Source organism: Bradyrhizobium sp. Rc2d, from assembly GCF_900099855.1.
Lineage (GTDB): Bacteria > Pseudomonadota > Alphaproteobacteria > Rhizobiales > Xanthobacteraceae > Bradyrhizobium.
The window spans coordinates 159,172-175,905 of the sequence record NZ_FNCU01000011.1; the positions used below are offsets into that span (position 1 = coordinate 159,172).

The 16,734-nt window shown below is 62.2% G+C and carries 16 protein-coding genes and 2 tRNA genes; 9 read left to right on the forward strand and 9 right to left on the reverse strand.

What is annotated here, in order from left to right:
• Nucleotides 1–83 precede the first annotated feature (83 nt).
• Genes yidC through rpmH form a run of 3 tightly spaced genes read right to left on the reverse strand, consistent with a single transcriptional unit; the run spans nt 84 to nt 2,514 of the window.
• Nucleotides 84–1,937 carry a membrane protein insertase YidC gene (gene yidC / locus BLV07_RS16270; protein ID WP_091887309.1) on the reverse strand — a complete coding sequence of 618 codons (1,854 nt, stop codon included), beginning with the start codon at nt 1,935–1,937 and terminating at the stop codon, nt 84–86.
• Between the two features lie 16 nt (nt 1,938–1,953).
• On the reverse strand, nt 1,954–2,352 hold the full coding sequence (gene rnpA, locus BLV07_RS16275) for a ribonuclease P protein component (RefSeq protein WP_091887311.1): 399 nt from the start codon (nt 2,350–2,352) through the stop codon (nt 1,954–1,956).
• A 27-nt stretch (nt 2,353–2,379) separates the two neighbouring features.
• The gene (rpmH, locus tag BLV07_RS16280; protein ID WP_008542748.1) at nt 2,380–2,514 is read right to left on the reverse strand and encodes a 50S ribosomal protein L34; all 135 of its coding nucleotides are present in this window, start codon (nt 2,512–2,514) and stop codon (nt 2,380–2,382) included.
• A 349-nt stretch (nt 2,515–2,863) separates the two neighbouring features.
• Here rpmH and BLV07_RS16285 point away from each other — a divergent pair, with 349 nt between their 5' ends.
• Nucleotides 2,864–4,366, forward strand: coding sequence for a sensor histidine kinase (locus BLV07_RS16285; RefSeq protein WP_091887313.1), 1,503 nt, complete (start codon nt 2,864–2,866; stop codon nt 4,364–4,366).
• 265 nt (nt 4,367–4,631) lie between these two features.
• Nucleotides 4,632–4,708 (forward strand) — tRNA-Arg (locus tag BLV07_RS16290).
• Nucleotides 4,709–4,745: 37 nt separating this feature from the next.
• Here BLV07_RS16290 and BLV07_RS16295 read toward each other — a convergent pair.
• The 4 genes from BLV07_RS16295 to BLV07_RS16310 all read right to left on the reverse strand — a co-directional run bounded on the left by BLV07_RS16295 (nt 4,746) and on the right by BLV07_RS16310 (nt 6,342).
• Nucleotides 4,746–5,177, reverse strand: coding sequence for a DUF6841 family protein (locus tag BLV07_RS16295; protein WP_091887419.1), 432 nt, complete (start codon nt 5,175–5,177; stop codon nt 4,746–4,748).
• A 158-nt stretch (nt 5,178–5,335) separates the two neighbouring features.
• Entirely contained in the window at nt 5,336–5,542 is a 207-nt protein-coding gene (locus tag BLV07_RS48325) for a hypothetical protein (RefSeq protein WP_210187797.1), read from the reverse strand.
• Nucleotides 5,543–5,582: 40 nt separating this feature from the next.
• Entirely contained in the window at nt 5,583–5,867 is a 285-nt protein-coding gene (locus tag BLV07_RS16305) for a GYD domain-containing protein (RefSeq protein ID WP_091887314.1), read from the reverse strand.
• 106 nt (nt 5,868–5,973) lie between these two features.
• Nucleotides 5,974–6,342 (reverse strand): nuclear transport factor 2 family protein, encoded by a 369-nt coding sequence (locus BLV07_RS16310; RefSeq protein WP_091887316.1) that lies wholly within the window; start codon nt 6,340–6,342, stop codon nt 5,974–5,976.
• 185 nt (nt 6,343–6,527) lie between these two features.
• On the opposite strand from BLV07_RS16310, the gene BLV07_RS16315 reads away from it, so the two are divergent.
• The 4 genes from BLV07_RS16315 to BLV07_RS16330 all read left to right on the forward strand — a co-directional run bounded on the left by BLV07_RS16315 (nt 6,528) and on the right by BLV07_RS16330 (nt 12,775).
• Complete coding sequence (locus tag BLV07_RS16315) at nt 6,528–7,406, forward strand: LysR family transcriptional regulator (protein WP_091887318.1); 879 nt, start codon at nt 6,528–6,530, stop codon at nt 7,404–7,406.
• A 289-nt stretch (nt 7,407–7,695) separates the two neighbouring features.
• Nucleotides 7,696–9,330, forward strand: a complete 1,635-nt coding sequence (locus BLV07_RS16320) for a flavin-containing monooxygenase (RefSeq protein WP_091887320.1) — start codon at nt 7,696–7,698, stop codon at nt 9,328–9,330.
• Between the two features lie 79 nt (nt 9,331–9,409).
• The gene (gene acmB / locus BLV07_RS16325) at nt 9,410–10,603 is read left to right on the forward strand and encodes a methyl acetate hydrolase AcmB (RefSeq protein ID WP_091887322.1); all 1,194 of its coding nucleotides are present in this window, start codon (nt 9,410–9,412) and stop codon (nt 10,601–10,603) included.
• A 201-nt stretch (nt 10,604–10,804) separates the two neighbouring features.
• Nucleotides 10,805–12,775, forward strand: coding sequence for a sigma-54-dependent Fis family transcriptional regulator (locus tag BLV07_RS16330; protein ID WP_244551124.1), 1,971 nt, complete (start codon nt 10,805–10,807; stop codon nt 12,773–12,775).
• Between the two features lie 61 nt (nt 12,776–12,836).
• Here BLV07_RS16330 and BLV07_RS16335 read toward each other — a convergent pair whose 3' ends face one another.
• Nucleotides 12,837–13,190 (reverse strand): lipoprotein, encoded by a 354-nt coding sequence (locus BLV07_RS16335; RefSeq protein ID WP_091887324.1) that lies wholly within the window; start codon nt 13,188–13,190, stop codon nt 12,837–12,839.
• A gap of 129 nt (nt 13,191–13,319) precedes the next feature.
• Between BLV07_RS16335 and BLV07_RS16340 the strand changes: the two genes are divergently transcribed.
• The 3 genes from BLV07_RS16340 (at nt 13,320) to BLV07_RS16355 (ending at nt 15,126) form a co-directional block, all read left to right on the forward strand.
• Nucleotides 13,320–13,396 (forward strand) — tRNA-Arg (locus tag BLV07_RS16340).
• Between the two features lie 1,062 nt (nt 13,397–14,458).
• The gene (locus BLV07_RS16350) at nt 14,459–14,605 is read left to right on the forward strand and encodes a DUF2892 domain-containing protein (protein WP_244551126.1); all 147 of its coding nucleotides are present in this window, start codon (nt 14,459–14,461) and stop codon (nt 14,603–14,605) included.
• Nucleotides 14,566–15,126 (forward strand): RNA polymerase sigma factor, encoded by a 561-nt coding sequence (locus BLV07_RS16355; RefSeq protein ID WP_502690038.1) that lies wholly within the window; start codon nt 14,566–14,568, stop codon nt 15,124–15,126. Before BLV07_RS16350 ends, BLV07_RS16355 begins: the two co-directional genes overlap by 40 nt.
• Nucleotides 15,127–15,768: 642 nt before the next feature.
• On the opposite strand, the gene BLV07_RS16365 is transcribed toward BLV07_RS16355, so the two are convergent.
• A complete protein-coding gene (locus BLV07_RS16365) occupies nt 15,769–16,689 on the reverse strand; it encodes a hypothetical protein (RefSeq protein ID WP_210187798.1) in 921 nt (306 codons plus the stop codon).
• Nucleotides 16,690–16,734: the final 45 nt, after the last annotated feature.

A 16,734-nucleotide genomic window follows, 5' to 3' on the forward strand; every position in this document is an offset into this window, starting at 1 on the left:
ACGAAACGAGCCTCCAAAAACGTGGATGCCCGGGACAAGCCCGGGCATGACGATGTGGAGGCATTTGCGCCCGGCAAGGGCGCCTACGTCGCCTTCCTCGCGAACGTCGCCTTGAGATTGTCGAACAGCTCCACCTTCACGCCGTTGCGGCGCATGATGAAGCTCTGCTGGACCACCGAGAGCAGATTGTTCCAGGCCCAGTAGATCACGAGGCCCGCCGGGAAGCCGGCCAGCATGAAGGTGAAGATCAGCGGCATCCAGTTGAAGATGATCTGCTGCGTCGGATCCGGCGGCGTCGGGTTCAGCTTCATCTGGAACCACATCGTGATGCCCATGATGATCGGCCAGATGCCGAGCGCCAGATAGTGGCCGAACACGGGGATCGTGGTCGGGTCGACCGGGATCAGTCCGAACAGGTTGAACAAATTGGTCGGGTCGGGCGCCGAGAGGTCCTTGATCCAACCGTAGAACGGCGCGTGCCGCATCTCGATGGTGACGAACAGCACCTTGTAGAGCGAGAAGAACACCGGGATCTGGATCACCACGGGAAGACAGCCGGCGACCGGATTGATCTTCTCCTTGCGGTAGATCTCCATCATCTCCTGCTGCTGCTTCACCTTGTCGTCGGGATAGCGCTCCTTCAGCGCCTGCAGCTGCGGCTGGATCGACTTCATCTTCGCCATCGAGGCGTAGGACTTGTTCGCCAGCGGGAAGAACAGCAGCTTCACGATCACGGTCACGAGCAGGATCGAGATGCCGAAATTGCCGAAGAAGCGATAGAAGAAGTCGAGGCCGAGGAACATCGGCTTGGTGATGAAGTAGAACCAGCCCCAGTCGATCAAGAGATCGAAGTGGTTGAGCCCCAGCGCCTTGTTGTAGCCGCCGAGGCCGGCGAACGGGAACACGCCGACCACGCCGGCTTCCTTGGCGCCGGCGAACAGCCGCGCATTCGCGGTCGCGGTGCCGCCGATCGCGACGGTGACGGGATCGAGCAGATAGTCGGTCTGGTAGGTGTGGACGTTGCCGACCGGGTTCGACGAGAAGCGCGCCTGAAGCTGCGCATTGGTGTCCGGCAGCAGCGCCGAGGCCCAGTACTTGTCGGTGATGCCGAGCCAGCCATTGGTGGCCTTGAAGTTGACCGTCTTGGCTTCGTCGATCTTCTTGTAGGCGTATTCCTGCAAGCCCTGGTCGCCGAGATAGCCGATCAGGCCTTCATGCAGGATGTAGTAGCCGGAGACCTGCGGCGCGCCGTGGCGCGAGATCAGCGCGAACGGATAGAGCGTGACCGGCGCGTTGCCGACATTGCTCACTTCGTCCTTGATGGTGAAGAGATAATGGTCGTCGACCGCGATGGTGCGGCGGAAGGTGAGGCCCTCGCCATTGTCCCATTTCAGCACCACCGGCGTCGATGGCGTCAGGCTGCCGCTGCCGTCCTGCTGCCAGACGGTCTGGGCATCAGGCATCTTCGCCGTCACGCCCGTCGCCGCCACCCAGCCGAACTCGGCGTAATAGGGCTCCGCCGTGCCCGAGGGCGAATAGAGGATGATCGGCGGCGACTTCGGGTCGACCGTTTCGCGGAATTGCACCAGCGCGATGTCGTCGATGCGGCCGCCCTTCAGCGAGATGCTGCCGGCAATCCGCGGCGTGTCGATCTTCACGCGCGGGCTGGCCGCAATCGCGGCGTCTCGGGCAACGACCGGCTGGGCCTGCTGCTGGTTCGCGGCCGGTGTCGAGGGCTGAGTCGCGCCGCCCGCCTGCGGCGTGGTACCCGGCGTTGCGGACGCCGTCGGCTGCGGCGTGGATTTCTGGAGCTCGGTCTGCGCCTGCTGCTGGGCGCGCTGCTTCTCCATCTGCGGCACGTTGTAGAAATATTGCCAGGCGATCAGCACCAGGCCGGATAGAATGACGGCGAGGATGGTATTGCGATTGTCGGTCATCTCGATTGTCTCGTCATCAATCCGGTTTGCGGCTGGTCGCTGTGGCGCGATCCGGCCTCTGGCCGCGCGCCTTGGCCGGTCCTTTGGCCGTATGCCGCGCCGGCCTCGTGAATGCTATGCGCAGATCGTCGAGCATGGTCGCGAAGTCGCGCGAGAGCGCGTCCCTTCGTCCGACCAGCACATAATCATGATGGGGTTGCATCGACACCGGATCGAGCCGCTTCACCAATTCGCGAAGCCGGCGCCGGATACGATTGCGCTCGGGGGCGTTGCCGTTCTTTTTGGAAGCGGTGAAGCCGATCCGGATCGGGCCGCCGTCGTCCCGGCGGCGGCTTTGCAGGACGAACGCGGGATTATTCACCCGCGCGCCATTGGCAACGGCGAGGAAATCCGCCCGCTGCCTCAGCCGATCCATGATGAAATCCCAAAAAGGGGGTCCGGCTCAGGCGCTCAGACGCTTGCGGCCGCGGGCGCGGCGGGCGGCGAGAACCTTGCGGCCGCCGGCAGTGGCGAGACGGGCACGGAAGCCGTGACGGCGCTTGCGCACCAGTTTGCTGGGTTGATAAGTCCGCTTCACGGGTTTTTCTCCGCTGACCGGGCAATTTGCCTGTAGAATTGATGGTAAAGTCCCGAAGATGCGGCCCAAAACGGGCCGTTTCCGGCCCCAAGAGAGCCGCTCCCGGTGTCGCACCGGGTCATCGCGGACAATTCGCGCGGCTTATAAGGGAGCGCCTTGTTTTCGTCAACGCCGCACAAGCGCGCGTTTCCGATGAATATCGCTGTTTGTGCGGGGTTTTTAACCCTTGAGGTGGCGACTCGCTTTACCAGCGCTTACATCTCACCTCGGCAGATTAGCGATCCGTAATTTGACCGGACCCGGGACGGGTCGCATCCTGCATCAGCCAAGGTCAACAGGGGCGAATTTCGTGGCAGCCACAGATCGCCAGCCGATCCAGGATCTGGATCAGCCGGACCAGCCGGCGATGCGGCCGCGTGGGTCGGGCGGGCTCGGGCTGTCAGGCAAGCTGCTGCTGCTCACCATCCCCCTGGTGATGATTGCGGCCAGCCTGCTTTACGTGCCCGCCATCGCCAACTTCTGGGTCAACCGGCTCAACGACCGGGTGGCGGCGGCCAATACGGCAGCACTGGTGCTGGATGCCGCGCCGCTCGGCATGGTTCCCGATTCGCTGTCGCGGCAGATCTTGAAGAGCATCAATGCCCGCGCCGTCGCCATCAAGATGGGTCAGCAGCGCCGGCTGCTCGCCAGTGACAACCTTCCCTCGGCCATCGAGCACGACATCGATCTGCGCGACATGACGGCCTGGGACGCAATCACCGGCTCGTTCCGGATGATGCTGGAGACCGGCAACCAGGCCATCCGCATCGTCGGGCCCGGCGTCGGCAATGCCCAATTCATCGAGATTGTGACCGACGAGCTGCCGCTGCGGCAGCAGATGTACCGCTTCTCGCGCAACGTAGTGGTGGTCGCGCTGATCATCGCGGCGCTGACCGCGGGCCTCGTCTATCTCGCCCTGCATTATCTGTTCGTGCGCCCGATGCGGCGGCTCACCGCCAGCCTGGTCGGCTTCCACGAGAATCCCGAGAGCGCGGCGCGGATCATCGTGCCGAGCCAGCGCAGCGACGAGATCGGGGTGGCCGAGCGCGAATTGTCGGACATGCAGCGCGATCTGATGTCGATGCTGAATCAGAAGAGCCGGCTCGCTGCCCTCGGCCTCGCCGTCTCCAAGATCAACCATGATCTTCGCAACCTGCTGGCCTCGGCGCAGCTTTTGTCGGACCAGCTCGCCAGCGTGCCGGATCCGCGGGTGCAGCGCTTTGCGCCGAAGCTGGTGCGCTCGCTCGAGCGCGCCATCGCCTTCTGCCAGTCGACGCTGTCCTATGGCCGCGCCCAGGAGGCCGCGCCCGACCGCCGCATGATTCTGATCGAGCCGGTGGTGCTGGAGGTGCGCGAGACCGCGGGGCTGGCCAGCGATGCCACGATCGCCTGGGTCGCCGCGATCGAGCGCGGGCTTTCGGTCGATGCCGATCCCGACCAGCTGTTCCGCGTGCTGCTCAACCTCGTCCGCAACGCCGCCCAGGCGCTGGAAACCCATGCCTCGTCCGGCGATGGCGGGGTGCAGCAGATCCGGATCACCGGAAAACGCGAGGGCGCCGTCGCCATCCTGGAGGTTTCCGATACCGGTCCAGGCGTTCCCCAGAAGACCCGGGAGCACCTGTTCGAGGCGTTCCAGACCTCCGGCCGCCCCGGCGGCAGCGGCCTCGGCCTTGCCATCGCGGCCGAGCTCGTCCGCGCCCATGGCGGCGACATCCACCTCGTCGAAGGCACCATCGGCGCCACCTTCCGCATCGTCATCCCCGACCGCCCCGTGGAACTGCTCTCCATCCGCAACGAGCGGGCAAGGGCGTAAGTCGGCCAGCGGCCGAGCTGAGTCCGTAATTCAGGGCCGGCGCGAAGCGCCGAACCCGGAATCCAGAGGTTTTCGGCGCGAGATTCCACACTTCTCGCTCCGCGAGCCCCGGAATGGCCATGCTGACCGTCATCTCCTTGCAAAAATCTCCCCATCCCGGACCTTGCCAACGCCGGCAAGAGCGGCTAGTCAGAGCGCTCTTTCGCACCCGGCCCTCCGGGAGATGCGTCGCGGGTCATGCCCGCCATCGCTGTTTGCGAAAAACGCGCCCGTAGCTCAGCTGGATAGAGCATCAGACTACGAATCTGAGGGTCGGACGTTCGAATCGTTCCGGGCGCGCCATTTCGGTATCAGATGTGCGTGAGGGGCCTAGTCAGCGTCAAATGACGCCGTGCTCCCTCAGCAGCGCCTGCTCGTCCCCCGACACCCATCCGAAGACCTTGGGCTCTGCGCCCAACTGCTGGACGAGGTAGTGGACGTCGAAATCAATCACGACGTCGGATTGGTTCTTGCGGACATACGTCGCTCTCCAGGCGACATGGGCGACGCAATGGTGTTCGTCTATCGGCGAGATGCGGAGTCCCCGCATGTGCATCTCCTTTGTTCCGACGGCCCGGTAGTGGGCATAGCCCTCGGCGATGATCTGCTTGAGATGCTCGTCGTTCTTCCCAGTCATCACGCCGGCCGGCGTGGCCGCGACGAACTCGGAGGCGTAGAGCGCGGCGACGTCGTCCATGTCGACGTCGCCGCGCAAAGAAGCCTTGGAGATACTCTCATATTGCTCGAACAGCTTCCTGACGTTCGCCTCCATCGTCTTCATCGTCGCCTCCAACGCGCGTCGGCTCCGGAAATCTCTCCGCCGACGTCACTTTCGCAGGACCGGCTCGCCGGTGCGTGGGTACGTCAAGGTCACGTTTTCGAGCGCCTTGATCAGCCATTTGCCGTCCCAGCGGGTCAGTACCGCTTGGATCAAGGTGTCCACGGAATGTGGTCCGGCGGGATGCCCGGCGCCAACCGTGAGACGGCTCCATGTGCGACGGCCACGCCATCGCCAATGGCGACCACCTCGTTTTCGAGCGTCGAGTCGCAATAGATCGTCTCGTGGATCGGAGCGTGAAGCGCGATGGTCTCATCAACGCCGCGCACAACGGCCCGTAGCGACACCGTCGCTTTCATCTTGCCGTCGCTCGATCTGCGATCCGTGAGCCGGCAGCGCTTAGCCTGCTGCGTTCTTGATCGCGGCTTCGAAGCTCTTTGCGTCGAAGGCTGGCATACTTTGGATCCGCCCCAGACCCTGGGTCGAGTACCAGACCGAGAACGCGAGCACCGCTTCCGGATTCGGGGCATCAATGATGTCGACGAAATCGTAGTAGCCCTGCGTGTAGTGGATCGACTCGATCTTGATACCCAGATTGTCGAGCTTTGCCTTGGCCTTGCCGATCCGCTCCGATTGCTTGCTCGCCCACTCCGGGCTCAGATTACCAAGCAGCACATATTTCATGGCCACCTCCACGTCATGTTGATCGTCGTGCGAGAAGGACCCAACAACCATACGCCTTCCCGCGACCCGCGTACATGCCGTTCCGTGGCGGAGGTTCCGCCAATTGTTACGGTTTCGAAGTCATCACCTTCTGAACGATCTTCCAGGCCCCGTTGACCTTTAAGCATGACAGCATGTCCGTGAAGTAACGAGGCGGAATCTGAAATTTCAACTTCAAGAGCGCGAGCTCTCTTTCGACGTCGATTGACACGATCTGGTCGTCGCGTTCGAGGCCCTGTTCTTTCGGTGCTCTCAGGTTGCGGACAGCTGCGAGCCACGCGGCAATCGGCGTCACAGCCACGTTGCCATCGTCACCGACCTTTGTGACGGAACTCGAGGGATGGAATATGGATGCAAATTTCTCGGCATCCATTTCATAGGCCGCGTCGAAATAGGTCTGCGCCAGGGAGCGCAAGGCGTGAACATCCGTGTCCATCAGTCATCCCGCAAAAATCGTTACAACGGACCGACACGCGCGGCCCGCCTGCCGTGCCGAGAGTCTTAAGCGCCCGGAATGTGTCGAAGGTGCCTCATGCTCCCTGTTGGCCGAACCTAGGGCCAAGCGGCTTATGATGCTAGACCTGTTGCATGGGATAGAGTCATGAGTGATATTCATAAATCATGAGAAACGAACTGAACGAGCTGACGGCTTTTGCAGTCGTCGCGAATGAACGAAGCTTTACGCGGGCCGCAGTAAAGCTCGGCGTGTCACAGTCTGCTCTCAGCCATACGATCCGGAGACTTGAGCAACGGCTTGAGCTGCAGCTTCTTGCTCGAACAACCAAGAGTGTCGCGCCAACCGCTGCAGGGGCCGCCCTTTTGAACGACTTGTCTCCGGCACTCGAGCAAATTGATCGTGCTCTCAACAAAGCCCGAAGCGTTCGTCAGCGACCTGCAGGGCGCCTTCGAATTGTAATGTCCCGGTCGGCGGCGGTGATGGTATTGCTGCCGAAGCTGACGGCATTCGTCGAGGCCTATCCTGACATCATCCTCGACGTTGTCACCGTCACCGGCCCCGTAGACCTTGTTGCGGGCGAGTTCGATGCCGGTATTCAGCTCGGCGAGTACATTCAAAAGGATATGATCGCCGTGCGGGTCACGCCGGAATTGCGACTGGCGGTGGTTGGATCGCCTCGCTATTTCGCGTCACGACGCATTCCGCAAAAACCAAAGGATCTCAATGATCATCGCTGCATAACCTTGCGTCTTCCGAGCGGTCCATATCGATGGGAATTCGAGCAGGGACGAAAGTCGGTCACGGTCAGCGTGAACGGCCCGCTCATCATCGACGATACGCACTTGGTGATTCAGGCGGTGCTCGCTGGAATTGGCATCGGGCTCGCCTATGAAGAGCAGGTCGCTGAGCACTTGGCGAAGCGTCGGCTCATCCGCGTCCTGGAGGATTGGACGCCGCCAATTCCCGGCTTCTTCATGTATTACCCCAGTCGTCAACATCAGCCAGCTGCGCTGGCTGCACTCGTGAACGCGCTGCGGCTTTGACAGGAATTTGCTTCAGGCCCGCGGAATCCTGCGTGGGCCGCCTCGTTTGCGCCGAATGAGTTGCACGGGTCTCCGGAAACCGTGAACGCGCATGCGCGATCAGATTTCGGTCTCGCGCCTCTCCTCCAGTTCGATTTTCGAACGCGCCGCGCCGCAGCCGGCAAACCATAAACTCAATCATCGCAAGTGCTTAGAGCCGCGCGCCGGGGCTGGCACACAATCTGCGTTTCCCACTCGCATCTCACGCCTTGCGGCGGGGGAGGACAACAAGCGAGATTGGGAGGAATGCATGAGTGGGAACAAGACCAATTCCGCACGTCGACACGAGAGTCTCGACGCGGTGGTCATCGGTACGGGCGTGGCTGGCCTTTACCAGCTCTACAAGCTGCGCGACGAGCTGGGTCTCAAGGTCAAGGCGTTCGACGCGGCAACCGGTGTCGGTGGAACGTGGTACTGGAATCGCTATCCTGGCGCGCGCTTCGACTCCGAGGCCTACATCTACCAGTATCTGTTCTCCGAAGAGCTCTACAAGGGCTGGAGCTGGAGCGAACGTTTCCCCGGCCAACCCGAGATCGAACGCTGGCTCAATTATGTTGCCGACAAGCTCGACCTGCGCAAGGACATCCGCTTCAGCACGACGATCACCTCCGCCGTCTACAATGAGGCGACGCAGCGCTGGACGATCACGACCGACAGCGGCGAGGTCATTGACACGCAATTCCTGGTCACGTGCACCGGCATGCTGTCGGCGCCACTGACATCCGTGTTTCCCGGACAGGAGACGTTCAAGGGCAAGCTCGTTCACACCGGCCGCTGGCCGAAGCAGGATCTCGATCTTGCCGGCAAACGCGTCGGCGTCGTCGGTAACGGGGCGACCGGCATCCAGGTGATCCAGACCATCGCAAGCGAGGTCGGCAGCCTGAAGGTGTTCGTGCGCACGCCGCAATACATCATCCCGATGAAGAATCCGAAATATGGCCCGAAGGAGGTCGAGGCCTACAAAGCGCGCTTCAAGGAGTTCTGCGAGACGCTCCCCCACAGCTTCACCGGCTTCGAGTACGACTTCACCAACGGCAACTGGAAGGATCTGACCAGCGAGCAACGCCATGCGGTGCTGGAGAAGATCTGGGACGAGGGCTCGCTGCGGCTGTGGCTCGCCTCGTTCGCAGAGATGTTCTTCGAGGAGGACGTCAGCGAGGAAATCTCCGAATTCGTCCGCAAGAAGATGCGCGCGCGACTCAAGGATCCGAAACTGTGCGAGACGCTGATTCCGACCGACTACGGCTTCGGGACGCATCGCGTTCCGCTCGAGACCAACTATCTCGAAGCGTATCATCAGCCGAATGTCGAGCTGGTGAGCGTCAAGGACAATCCGATCAAGCGGATCACGCCCGCAGGCCTCGAGCTCGCCGATGGGACGACGTACAATTTCGACGTCATCATCCTTGCGACCGGCTTCGACGCCGGATCGGGCGCGCTTACCCGCATCGACATCCGCGGCCGCGACGGCCGTTCGCTGAAGGACGAATGGAGCCGCGATATCCGTACCACCATGGGGTTGCAGGTCCATGGCTATCCCAACATGTTCACGACCGGCGCGCCGCTGGCACCCTCCACCGCGCTGTGCAACATGACGACGTGTCTTCAGCAGCAGGTCGAGTGGATCAGCGACTGCATTGGCTATCTGCGCAAGAACGAGCTGAGCGTCATCGAGCCGACGCGGGAAGCGCAGGATGCCTGGGTCGCCCATCACGACGAGATCGCGAGCGCGACTCTCGTGACCAAGACTCACTCCTGGTACATGGGCTCCAACGTCGAGGGCAAGCCGCGCCGACTGCTGTCCTACATCGGCGGCGTCGGGACCTATCGCAAGAAGTGCGATGAAGTCGCCGCCGCCGGCTACCAGGGCTTCGCCAAGCAATAAGCCCCGCGAAGGCCGCGCGATCCGTCGCGTGAGCGCGGCCTCGCTTTTTGCACCTCGCCAACAAAGAACGGAGAAACACATGCGCAAGGAATTCGCTGTAGACGCCGACGCAATCCTCAATGAGACCGTCACGAACGGGAACGGTGTGCCGGGCGTCGTCGCCATGGTGACGGATCGCAACGGCAACATCTACGAAGGCGCCGCAGGCAAGCGTCGGAGCGACAAGCCGGAGGCGATGACGACCGATTCGAGCTTCGCCATCTTCTCGACCACCAAGGCAATCACCGGCACCGCCGCCCTTCAGCTGATCGAAGAGGGTCGGCTTGATCTCGATGCTCCCGCCAAGAAATATGCGCCCGATCTCGGCAAGCTGCAGGTGATCGACGGCTTCGACGCCAAGGGCCAGCCCAGGCTGCGTGCGCCGAAGCGCGAGGTGACCACGCGCATGCTGCTGCTGCACATCGGCGGCTTCGGCTACGATTTCTTCAACGAAAACTATTTGCGCCTGGCGACCGAGCACGGACAGCCGAGCGTGATCACCTCGTCCAAGGCCTCGCTCATGACGCCGCTGCTGTTCGATCCCGGCTCGAGGTGGGAGTACGGAACGAACATCGATTGGGTGGGGCAGGTCGTCGAGGGCATTACCGGCAAACGGCTGGGCGAGGTCTTCGCCGAGCGCATCTTCAAGCCGCTCGGAATGGCGAACACGACGTTCGAGATCAACGACGCCGTCCGTAGCAAGCTTGCCGGCGTGCACGCCCGCAACGCCGACGGCTCGCTCACGCCGATGGACTTCGAGTTGCCGGCGAGCCCCGAGGTCCATATGGGCGGGCACGGCCTCTACAGCACGGTCGGAGACTACATGCGGTTCATCCGGATGTGGTTGAACGACGGCAACGGCCCGCACGGTCGTGTGCTGAAAGCGGAGACCGTGCAGATGGCGGAAAAGAACCATCTCGGCGATCTCAAGGTGACGGCGCTGCCGGGCGTGATCAAGTCGCTCTCCAACGATGCCGAGTTCTTCCCGGGACAATCGAAATCGTGGGCGTTCACGTTCATGGTCAATGACGAGGAGGCACCGACGGGCCGCCCCGCGGGTGCGCTCGGCTGGGCGGGCCTGGCAAACCTGTTCTACTGGATCGACCGGCAGAATGGCTTCGGCGGCTACTGGGCAACCCAGATCCTGCCGTTCGGCGATCCGGCTTCGTTCACCGGATATATGCGTTTCGAGACGGCCTTCTACGACGCCCTGCACCGGCGCAAGGCCGCGTAAGCGCGTTGTCAGGTTAGGGCATTCGGCGCGCCTTTCGGCTTCACGGCTTTCGCAGTGCGGTCGGAGGCGCGCCTAAGTTGCGCCCTGATCCGGTTGTCAGTTGCGCCTCGGCATGGAATGGTTTCAAAATCATGCGATAAAGCTTGGGGTCCCCCAACAACAAGAAGATCTTGGACCGCTCAGCGCGTCAAAGGAGGAAGCGTGTTGGGGCAGACACCGGAGGAAGCCTTTGCCAATCCAGGCATTGAACGCGCCGTCCTGACCAGCTGGGAGCGCTTCATGTCCGGGAGCGGCGCCGGCGGGCAGGTCGTTCGGCCCGCGATCAACGAGTCCTGGCGGCGGAGCCAGCAATCGGCCGTGGACTATCGGCGCAGCCAGGCGCCTCTGCCGATGAACGACGACCGGCTGCACCGCCTGCTCGACAAGCGCACCCGCCTGGTCCACGCCGGCGCTTCGACCATGGCGCTGGCGCGCGACTACATGCTGGAAACCGGCACGGTGATGGTGCTGACCGATGCCGATGGCATCGTGTTGCGCCTGGAAGGCGATACCAGGCTCGCGCTGCGCAATGCCGTGGAGAAGACGCACCTGTTGCCCGGCAGCAATTGGAGTGAGGCGACTTGCGGCACCAACGCGATCGGCACGGCGCTGCAGACCGGCCAGGCTATCCAGGTCCATGCCACCGAACATTTCTGCTCCGGGATCCAGCGCTGGACCTGCTCGGCCTCCGTCATCCGCGATCCCATCGACGGCGCAGTCATCGGGGCCATCGACATTTCCGGGCTGTCCGATTCCTACGGACGGCAGGCCCTCGCACTGGCGATCTCGGCGGCCGCGCGCATCGAGGCACATCTGCTCCAGATGGAGATGGACGCCCGCTACCGGCTGCTTGATCAGTGCTTCTGGATGGTGCCTGCCGCGGACCGCCACCACACGGTGCTGTTCGATAGTGCCGGGCGCCCGTTCAAGGCCAACGGCGAGATGGCGCAGATCATGCGCGACCTCGGCGCGCCACGGGGCCAGCCTGACTTTCCTCAGATCGGGACCAGCGATGACCGTCCCTGGGGTACTTCACGCCCGGCCTGGATCAAGGAGGAGTGGCTGCGGCCGGTGGTCTACCAGGGTGAACATCTCGGCACGGTCATGGTCGCGCCAAAGCCGGTGGCCGCGAGCAGGACGTCCCTGCCGTTTACGCGCGACGGGACGCATGCATTCGCAAGCGTCGTCCACGGCAATGCGAGGATGCATGCGGTGGTCGAGACGTGCCGTCGCGTCGCCGCGACCTCCGCGCCCGTCTTGCTGCTCGGTGAGACCGGCGTCGGCAAGGAGATCTTTGCCCAAGGCATCCATGCGGCATCGCCTCGGCGCGAACGTCCCTTCGTCGTCGTCAATTGCGGCAGCGTCTCGCGCGAGCTGCTCGCCAGCGAGCTGTTCGGCTATGTGGAGGGTGCTTTCACCGGCGCGCGTCGCGGCGGCTCCGCCGGAAAGATCGAAGCCGCTTCGGGCGGAACTCTTTTCCTCGACGAGATCGGCGAATTGCCGCTCGACCTCCAGCCCATGTTGCTGCGGGCGCTGGAAAGCGGCGAGATCAACCGCATCGGCGAGACCACGACGCGCAGGGTGGACTTCCGGCTCGTCGCTGCAACGAACCGCGAGCTGCAAATCGAGGTCAATGAACGGCGCTTCCGCAAGGATCTCTACTACAGGCTGGCGGTGGTCCCGGTCGTCGTGCCTCCCTTGAAGGAGCGGCCGGATGACATTCCGATGCTGGTCGAACACTTCGTTGCTCAGGCAAGGACGCGCTATGGCCTCGGCGATCGCAGTTTCACGCCGCAGGCGCTTGCGCGCCTGCAAGGTTATGACTGGCCGGGTAACGTGCGCGAGCTGCGTAATCTGGTCGAAAGCCTGATGTTGACCGGGGACGGGGACGTGATCGAAGTTTCGAACCTGCCCGACGTCATCCCCCAGACGGAATTGCGTGCCGGAGACGACCAGGGCCTGTCGCTCGCCGAATCTTCCGAGCGCGATCTCATCGCGCGCACGCTGCGCTCATGCAATGGTCATGTGGCAGCCGCCGCGTCCGCGCTCGGTCTCGCCAAGAGCACCGTCTATGCCAAGCTGCGCCGCTACGGCATTCGTCCCGACCTGGGCTCCGCAAACGACCCCGCCTGAAGTCAGGGCCGTTCTCTGAGCATTGGGGTTGGGCCGTCAGGTTTCCGGCGGAGAAGTCCGGCTAGGGAATGCGGGTCAGCTCGACGCCATCGACCACCATCTTCCATGTCCCCGCCTCCTGGTGCGGCGGCGTCGATACCTCGAATGTCGCCGTGAGAAATGGAATGCCGACGACGAAATTGTCGCCCTCGAACCGCCGCAACGGAGCGTCGATCGATATCGTGGTGCTGCCTGCCGTGGTATTGCGCCTGACGCGCTTGTAGCGGACGGTCCCGTCCTTCGTGAGCTCAACGTCCATCGCCTGCGCGTGCCACTCGCCGACATAAGCGGCCTTGTCGTCCGGCACCGGCTGCCCGCACGCCGACAGGATCGGCAGAGCCGCAACGAGAATCACCAAAGAAAATTGCCGTCTCATTCTTCGCTCTCTATCGGACAGGCGGAGGCCAGGGAGATGCAAGATGCCCATCTTCGTCGGCCGCCATGCCATTCCGGTTCACGAACCGGGGCGTCGCGGGCCAAGCCCGCCATCGCTGTTCGCGAAAACGCGCCCGTAGTTCAGCCGGATAGGGCATCGGACTACGAATCTGAGGGGCGGGCGTTCGAATCGTTCCGGGCGCGCCACTTCGGTACAAAACTGGGCACTCCAAAACCTGCCGTTTTTGCGCCGGACGCGGCGATGAGAGTGCGCAAGAGCACGCTTTTCGATCCCATGATGCGAACTTCCTTCGCGTCCACTTCGACGCGCTGGGCCAGCGCACGGAGGTGGTCGCGCCGGTAGCCGCCCGCCTCGGTTCGCATCCGCCTACGGGCCTGGCCGGCGAAGGTTTTGAGTGCCTGGGGTGTGATGCTCGGCCCAGCCCGATCAAGCGCGCCCTTGGCCCGCTCTGCGTCGGCGCGGGCCTGATCGCGGATGGACTTCAGCTCGGGTACGCGCTCTTTGAGCAGCGGATCGGAGACGTCGGCGACCCCGTTTTCGATGGCGTCGTACAGCCGCTTGAGTTTGCAGCATGAGCGCGATCGCGCAGAGCAGGCCATGAACGCATGGAAGCAAAGGAGCCGGGCCAGCGGATTGCAGTCAAGGCCGCGAGCCGGCGGAGCCGGTCGCGCGCAGCGCGAGCCTTGACGGCGCTCCGTTGGTCCGCCAGTGGCCTCCCATGCGATCATGGCCGGACATCCCGCCGAGCACGCGCAACAAGACGCTATGCTGCGAACGATGGCGGCCGGAACGTTGATTTTGAATACTTTCTCGCTTCGAGCGGCACCAGGCCGCTTCATACGGTGCCGCTGTAGTGCCATCCAAAACAATGTGCAGACAAACACTTACGACCCCCGACGGAACGGAGTGACACCGTCGCTTTTATCTTGCCGTCCTAGTCGGTCGAGATCCGCGCCCAGCCCTCGGTGGGTAAGGTCGGGTATTGTCGATAGCGGACCAGAAGGCGGACTTGGCAATATCGACGCGAATGACCCGGAGCAGACCTTTTCACGCAGCCCGCCCACCGCCTTTTGACCCCAGCCGAACTTAGACTATTTTTTCGGAGTCGCGAACCGTTTCTCATTTTTCAAGCCTCTAAGTCTCTAGGGTCGTCAGAAACGACGCTACAAAGGCAGGAGGTTGCTATGCTGTACAAGAAGAACGTGGCTGGATGGGAAAGTTGGGTCCGGCTCTTGGCTGGGGCAATTATGATTGCTTGTGGGCTACTAGGTCTTAAAGGTATGCCCGTTGGATACTTGATCGCCGGTGTCGGGGTCCTGACCGGGCTTACAGGCGTTTTCGGATACTGCCCGGCATGCGCCGTAGCAAGTCGAAAGCTGCGCGCCGAACCATGAGCACACCTTTTTCATCGCGGAGCACGATGGAAGCGGCAATAGGCGGGGACGCTGACGCCATCCTGACGCTGCTCAAAATGTCGCAGCCCGAGATACGCCGGTACGCGCGAAGAACCTGCCGCACGACAAGCGATGTGGAAGACGCGGTTCAGGAAACGTTGTGGATCGTGTACCGTCGCATTGGTCGTCTCCAACGCGCCGGAGCCTTTTCCCTATGGCTTTTTCAGATAGTTCATCGAACTTGCTTGAGATTGGCCAAGCAGCATGTGGGCCTTCCCGACGACCTCTCTTCGCTGGAAAATGACTTGCAGCTTTCGAAGAGGCCGGAATCAGAACTTCGCATCGATATAGCTGCCGCGATCCAGTCGCTGCCAAGCCACTACCGGCAGGTGCTCATTTTGCGGGATGTGGACGAAATGACGATTAGCGAAATAGCGCAATCGCTGGAGCTAACCCGAGAAACTGTGAAGGCTCGACTGCATCGCGGTCGAGCGCTCGTGCGTGAATATATGATGCGCTGAGGAGTAAGAATGTTCGCCAGCAGTTCACTCACCGAGCACCTTATCCGAGGTTTTGTCGGAATTGGAGCTCTCTCGACGGCAGTGTGGGTCGGGACAGACGCAGGTTGGCCTGCAGTACTAGGTTCCGTCACCCTGGGGCTAGTATCATTGATATCCTTTCGAGGATGCCCGGTCTGCTGGTCTATAGGCTTGTTTTCGATGGCACGCCGGTCGTTGACCTCGCTGTAATCGGGTTCACTTCTGCTTTGGCCCATCGCGCCGTTCTCGGGATTGGTCGAAATGGCAGCAGCCGAAGGGTAACCGGACCAACCGCGAAATCGGGAGGACAGCTCTATGAGGCATAGCGCAAGATCGCATTCCGTCGCGGGTTATCCAGCTCGACCGCTTGGGCGGGCGCCCCATCATAGCGCCACGGCGAATAGTGCCCATCTTCATCGGCCGTGGTGCGCCAAATGCACGATATTCCGTGACATTTTGGGATGAGAGTCCCGATCGGAAGTGCCAGTCTCTTGATCGACTGATCTTGCAAGGGGTGGCGGGCAGGAGTCTTGTCCTGGCTCGGAGACTATTTGCCAGTTCTTCGGGGTTTCTCAGACACCTGTCGACTGCAAACGCGATTTGTCGTTGCCGCACACGATCTACTCATTCCCGCTCCATCATGTTGGCGATCGCCTTGATGCGGCTTCTGGCGTATTTCGGAAGGCCGGCGCTCAGCGAATCGCCGCTGTTGAAGGAGCTCTTGCCCATGAGCAGTTGCGCGGGCACGAGGTTTCGTAGAACGGGTGTATTGCTGTATTCCCTTTGCTTGTTTAGCACGTCGTTCCTGACCGCAATCAGGATGTAGACCGTTGCGATGGCGGCTTCCCGCTCGGTCGGATGCTGTTGCAGAACCGCAAGCAGCTTGCCGAACTGGATGACCTGGTTCACCCAAAAGATGTTCTGCTCGAGCGCGCTGGTGACTGGGGAGTCGAGGCCTGTCAGGGTCGGCAGTTCGGCAAGGCGCGGCTGCGTGACCAACATGATCTCACTCTGGAACTCGATGAAATCCGGAATCGGTCTTTTGCTCTCCTCGCGCAGCTTGTTGGCCAGCTGAATGCCCGCCGGAATTTTCCCTTCGAACATGTAGCGGGACCGCACGCAGATCGCGTTCGCGTCCTCGCACCAGCGGCGATCCGGCGGACGGTTGTGCGCGGCGCCCGCGTCTTTGTTGGGAACATCATCGACCGCCGTGATCGGCCAGTGCTTGACTGCCGGATCGATCTGCTCAAGGAACGCGACATTCGCATACCGCGACAGATCCAATGCCGCTGCCGGTTTTGGAAGTCGAAACCGGGCCTCCGCCTGGTAGACCGAGAGCTTCAGCTTCGTTTGCTGGTTGAGCATGGGCTCAACGAAGCTCGGGAAGAGCGAGAGGAAGCGCCGCTGAACCGGACGTGAGCGGGCCCAATCGTCGAAAGGAATGAGCTCGGTCGAAGAATCGGCGAGTTTGTCGTTGCGTTGGTCGGCGAAGACGACGGTGCGCGGTTTGATCTGTGCGATCGGAATGCTGGCGACGGCGGCCACGTCCTCCAGCTGGAATTCCTGCGCGACCGCACCTGTGCAAGCGGC

What these genes read in the sequence shown, in the direction of transcription:
- yidC (WP_091887309.1), bottom strand. Translation starts at nt 1,937, where the DNA reads ATGACCGACAATCGCAATACCATCCTCGCCGTCATTCTATCCGGCCTG.
- rnpA (WP_091887311.1), bottom strand. Translation starts at nt 2,352, where the DNA reads ATGGATCGGCTGAGGCAGCGGGCGGATTTCCTCGCCGTTGCCAATGGC.
- BLV07_RS16295 (WP_091887419.1), bottom strand. Translation starts at nt 5,177, where the DNA reads ATGGAGGCGAACGTCAGGAAGCTGTTCGAGCAATATGAGAGTATCTCC.
- BLV07_RS48325 (WP_210187797.1), bottom strand. Translation starts at nt 5,542, where the DNA reads ATGAAAGCGACGGTGTCGCTACGGGCCGTTGTGCGCGGCGTTGATGAG.
- BLV07_RS16305 (WP_091887314.1), bottom strand. Translation starts at nt 5,867, where the DNA reads ATGAAATATGTGCTGCTTGGTAATCTGAGCCCGGAGTGGGCGAGCAAG.
- BLV07_RS16310 (WP_091887316.1), bottom strand. Translation starts at nt 6,342, where the DNA reads ATGGACACGGATGTTCACGCCTTGCGCTCCCTGGCGCAGACCTATTTC.
- BLV07_RS16315 (WP_091887318.1), top strand. Translation starts at nt 6,528, where the DNA reads ATGAGAAACGAACTGAACGAGCTGACGGCTTTTGCAGTCGTCGCGAAT.
- BLV07_RS16320 (WP_091887320.1), top strand. Translation starts at nt 7,696, where the DNA reads ATGAGTGGGAACAAGACCAATTCCGCACGTCGACACGAGAGTCTCGAC.
- acmB (WP_091887322.1), top strand. Translation starts at nt 9,410, where the DNA reads ATGCGCAAGGAATTCGCTGTAGACGCCGACGCAATCCTCAATGAGACC.
- BLV07_RS16335 (WP_091887324.1), bottom strand. Translation starts at nt 13,190, where the DNA reads ATGAGACGGCAATTTTCTTTGGTGATTCTCGTTGCGGCTCTGCCGATC.
- BLV07_RS16350 (WP_244551126.1), top strand. Translation starts at nt 14,459, where the DNA reads ATGATTGCTTGTGGGCTACTAGGTCTTAAAGGTATGCCCGTTGGATAC.
- BLV07_RS16355 (WP_502690038.1), top strand. Translation starts at nt 14,566, where the DNA reads ATGCGCCGTAGCAAGTCGAAAGCTGCGCGCCGAACCATGAGCACACCT.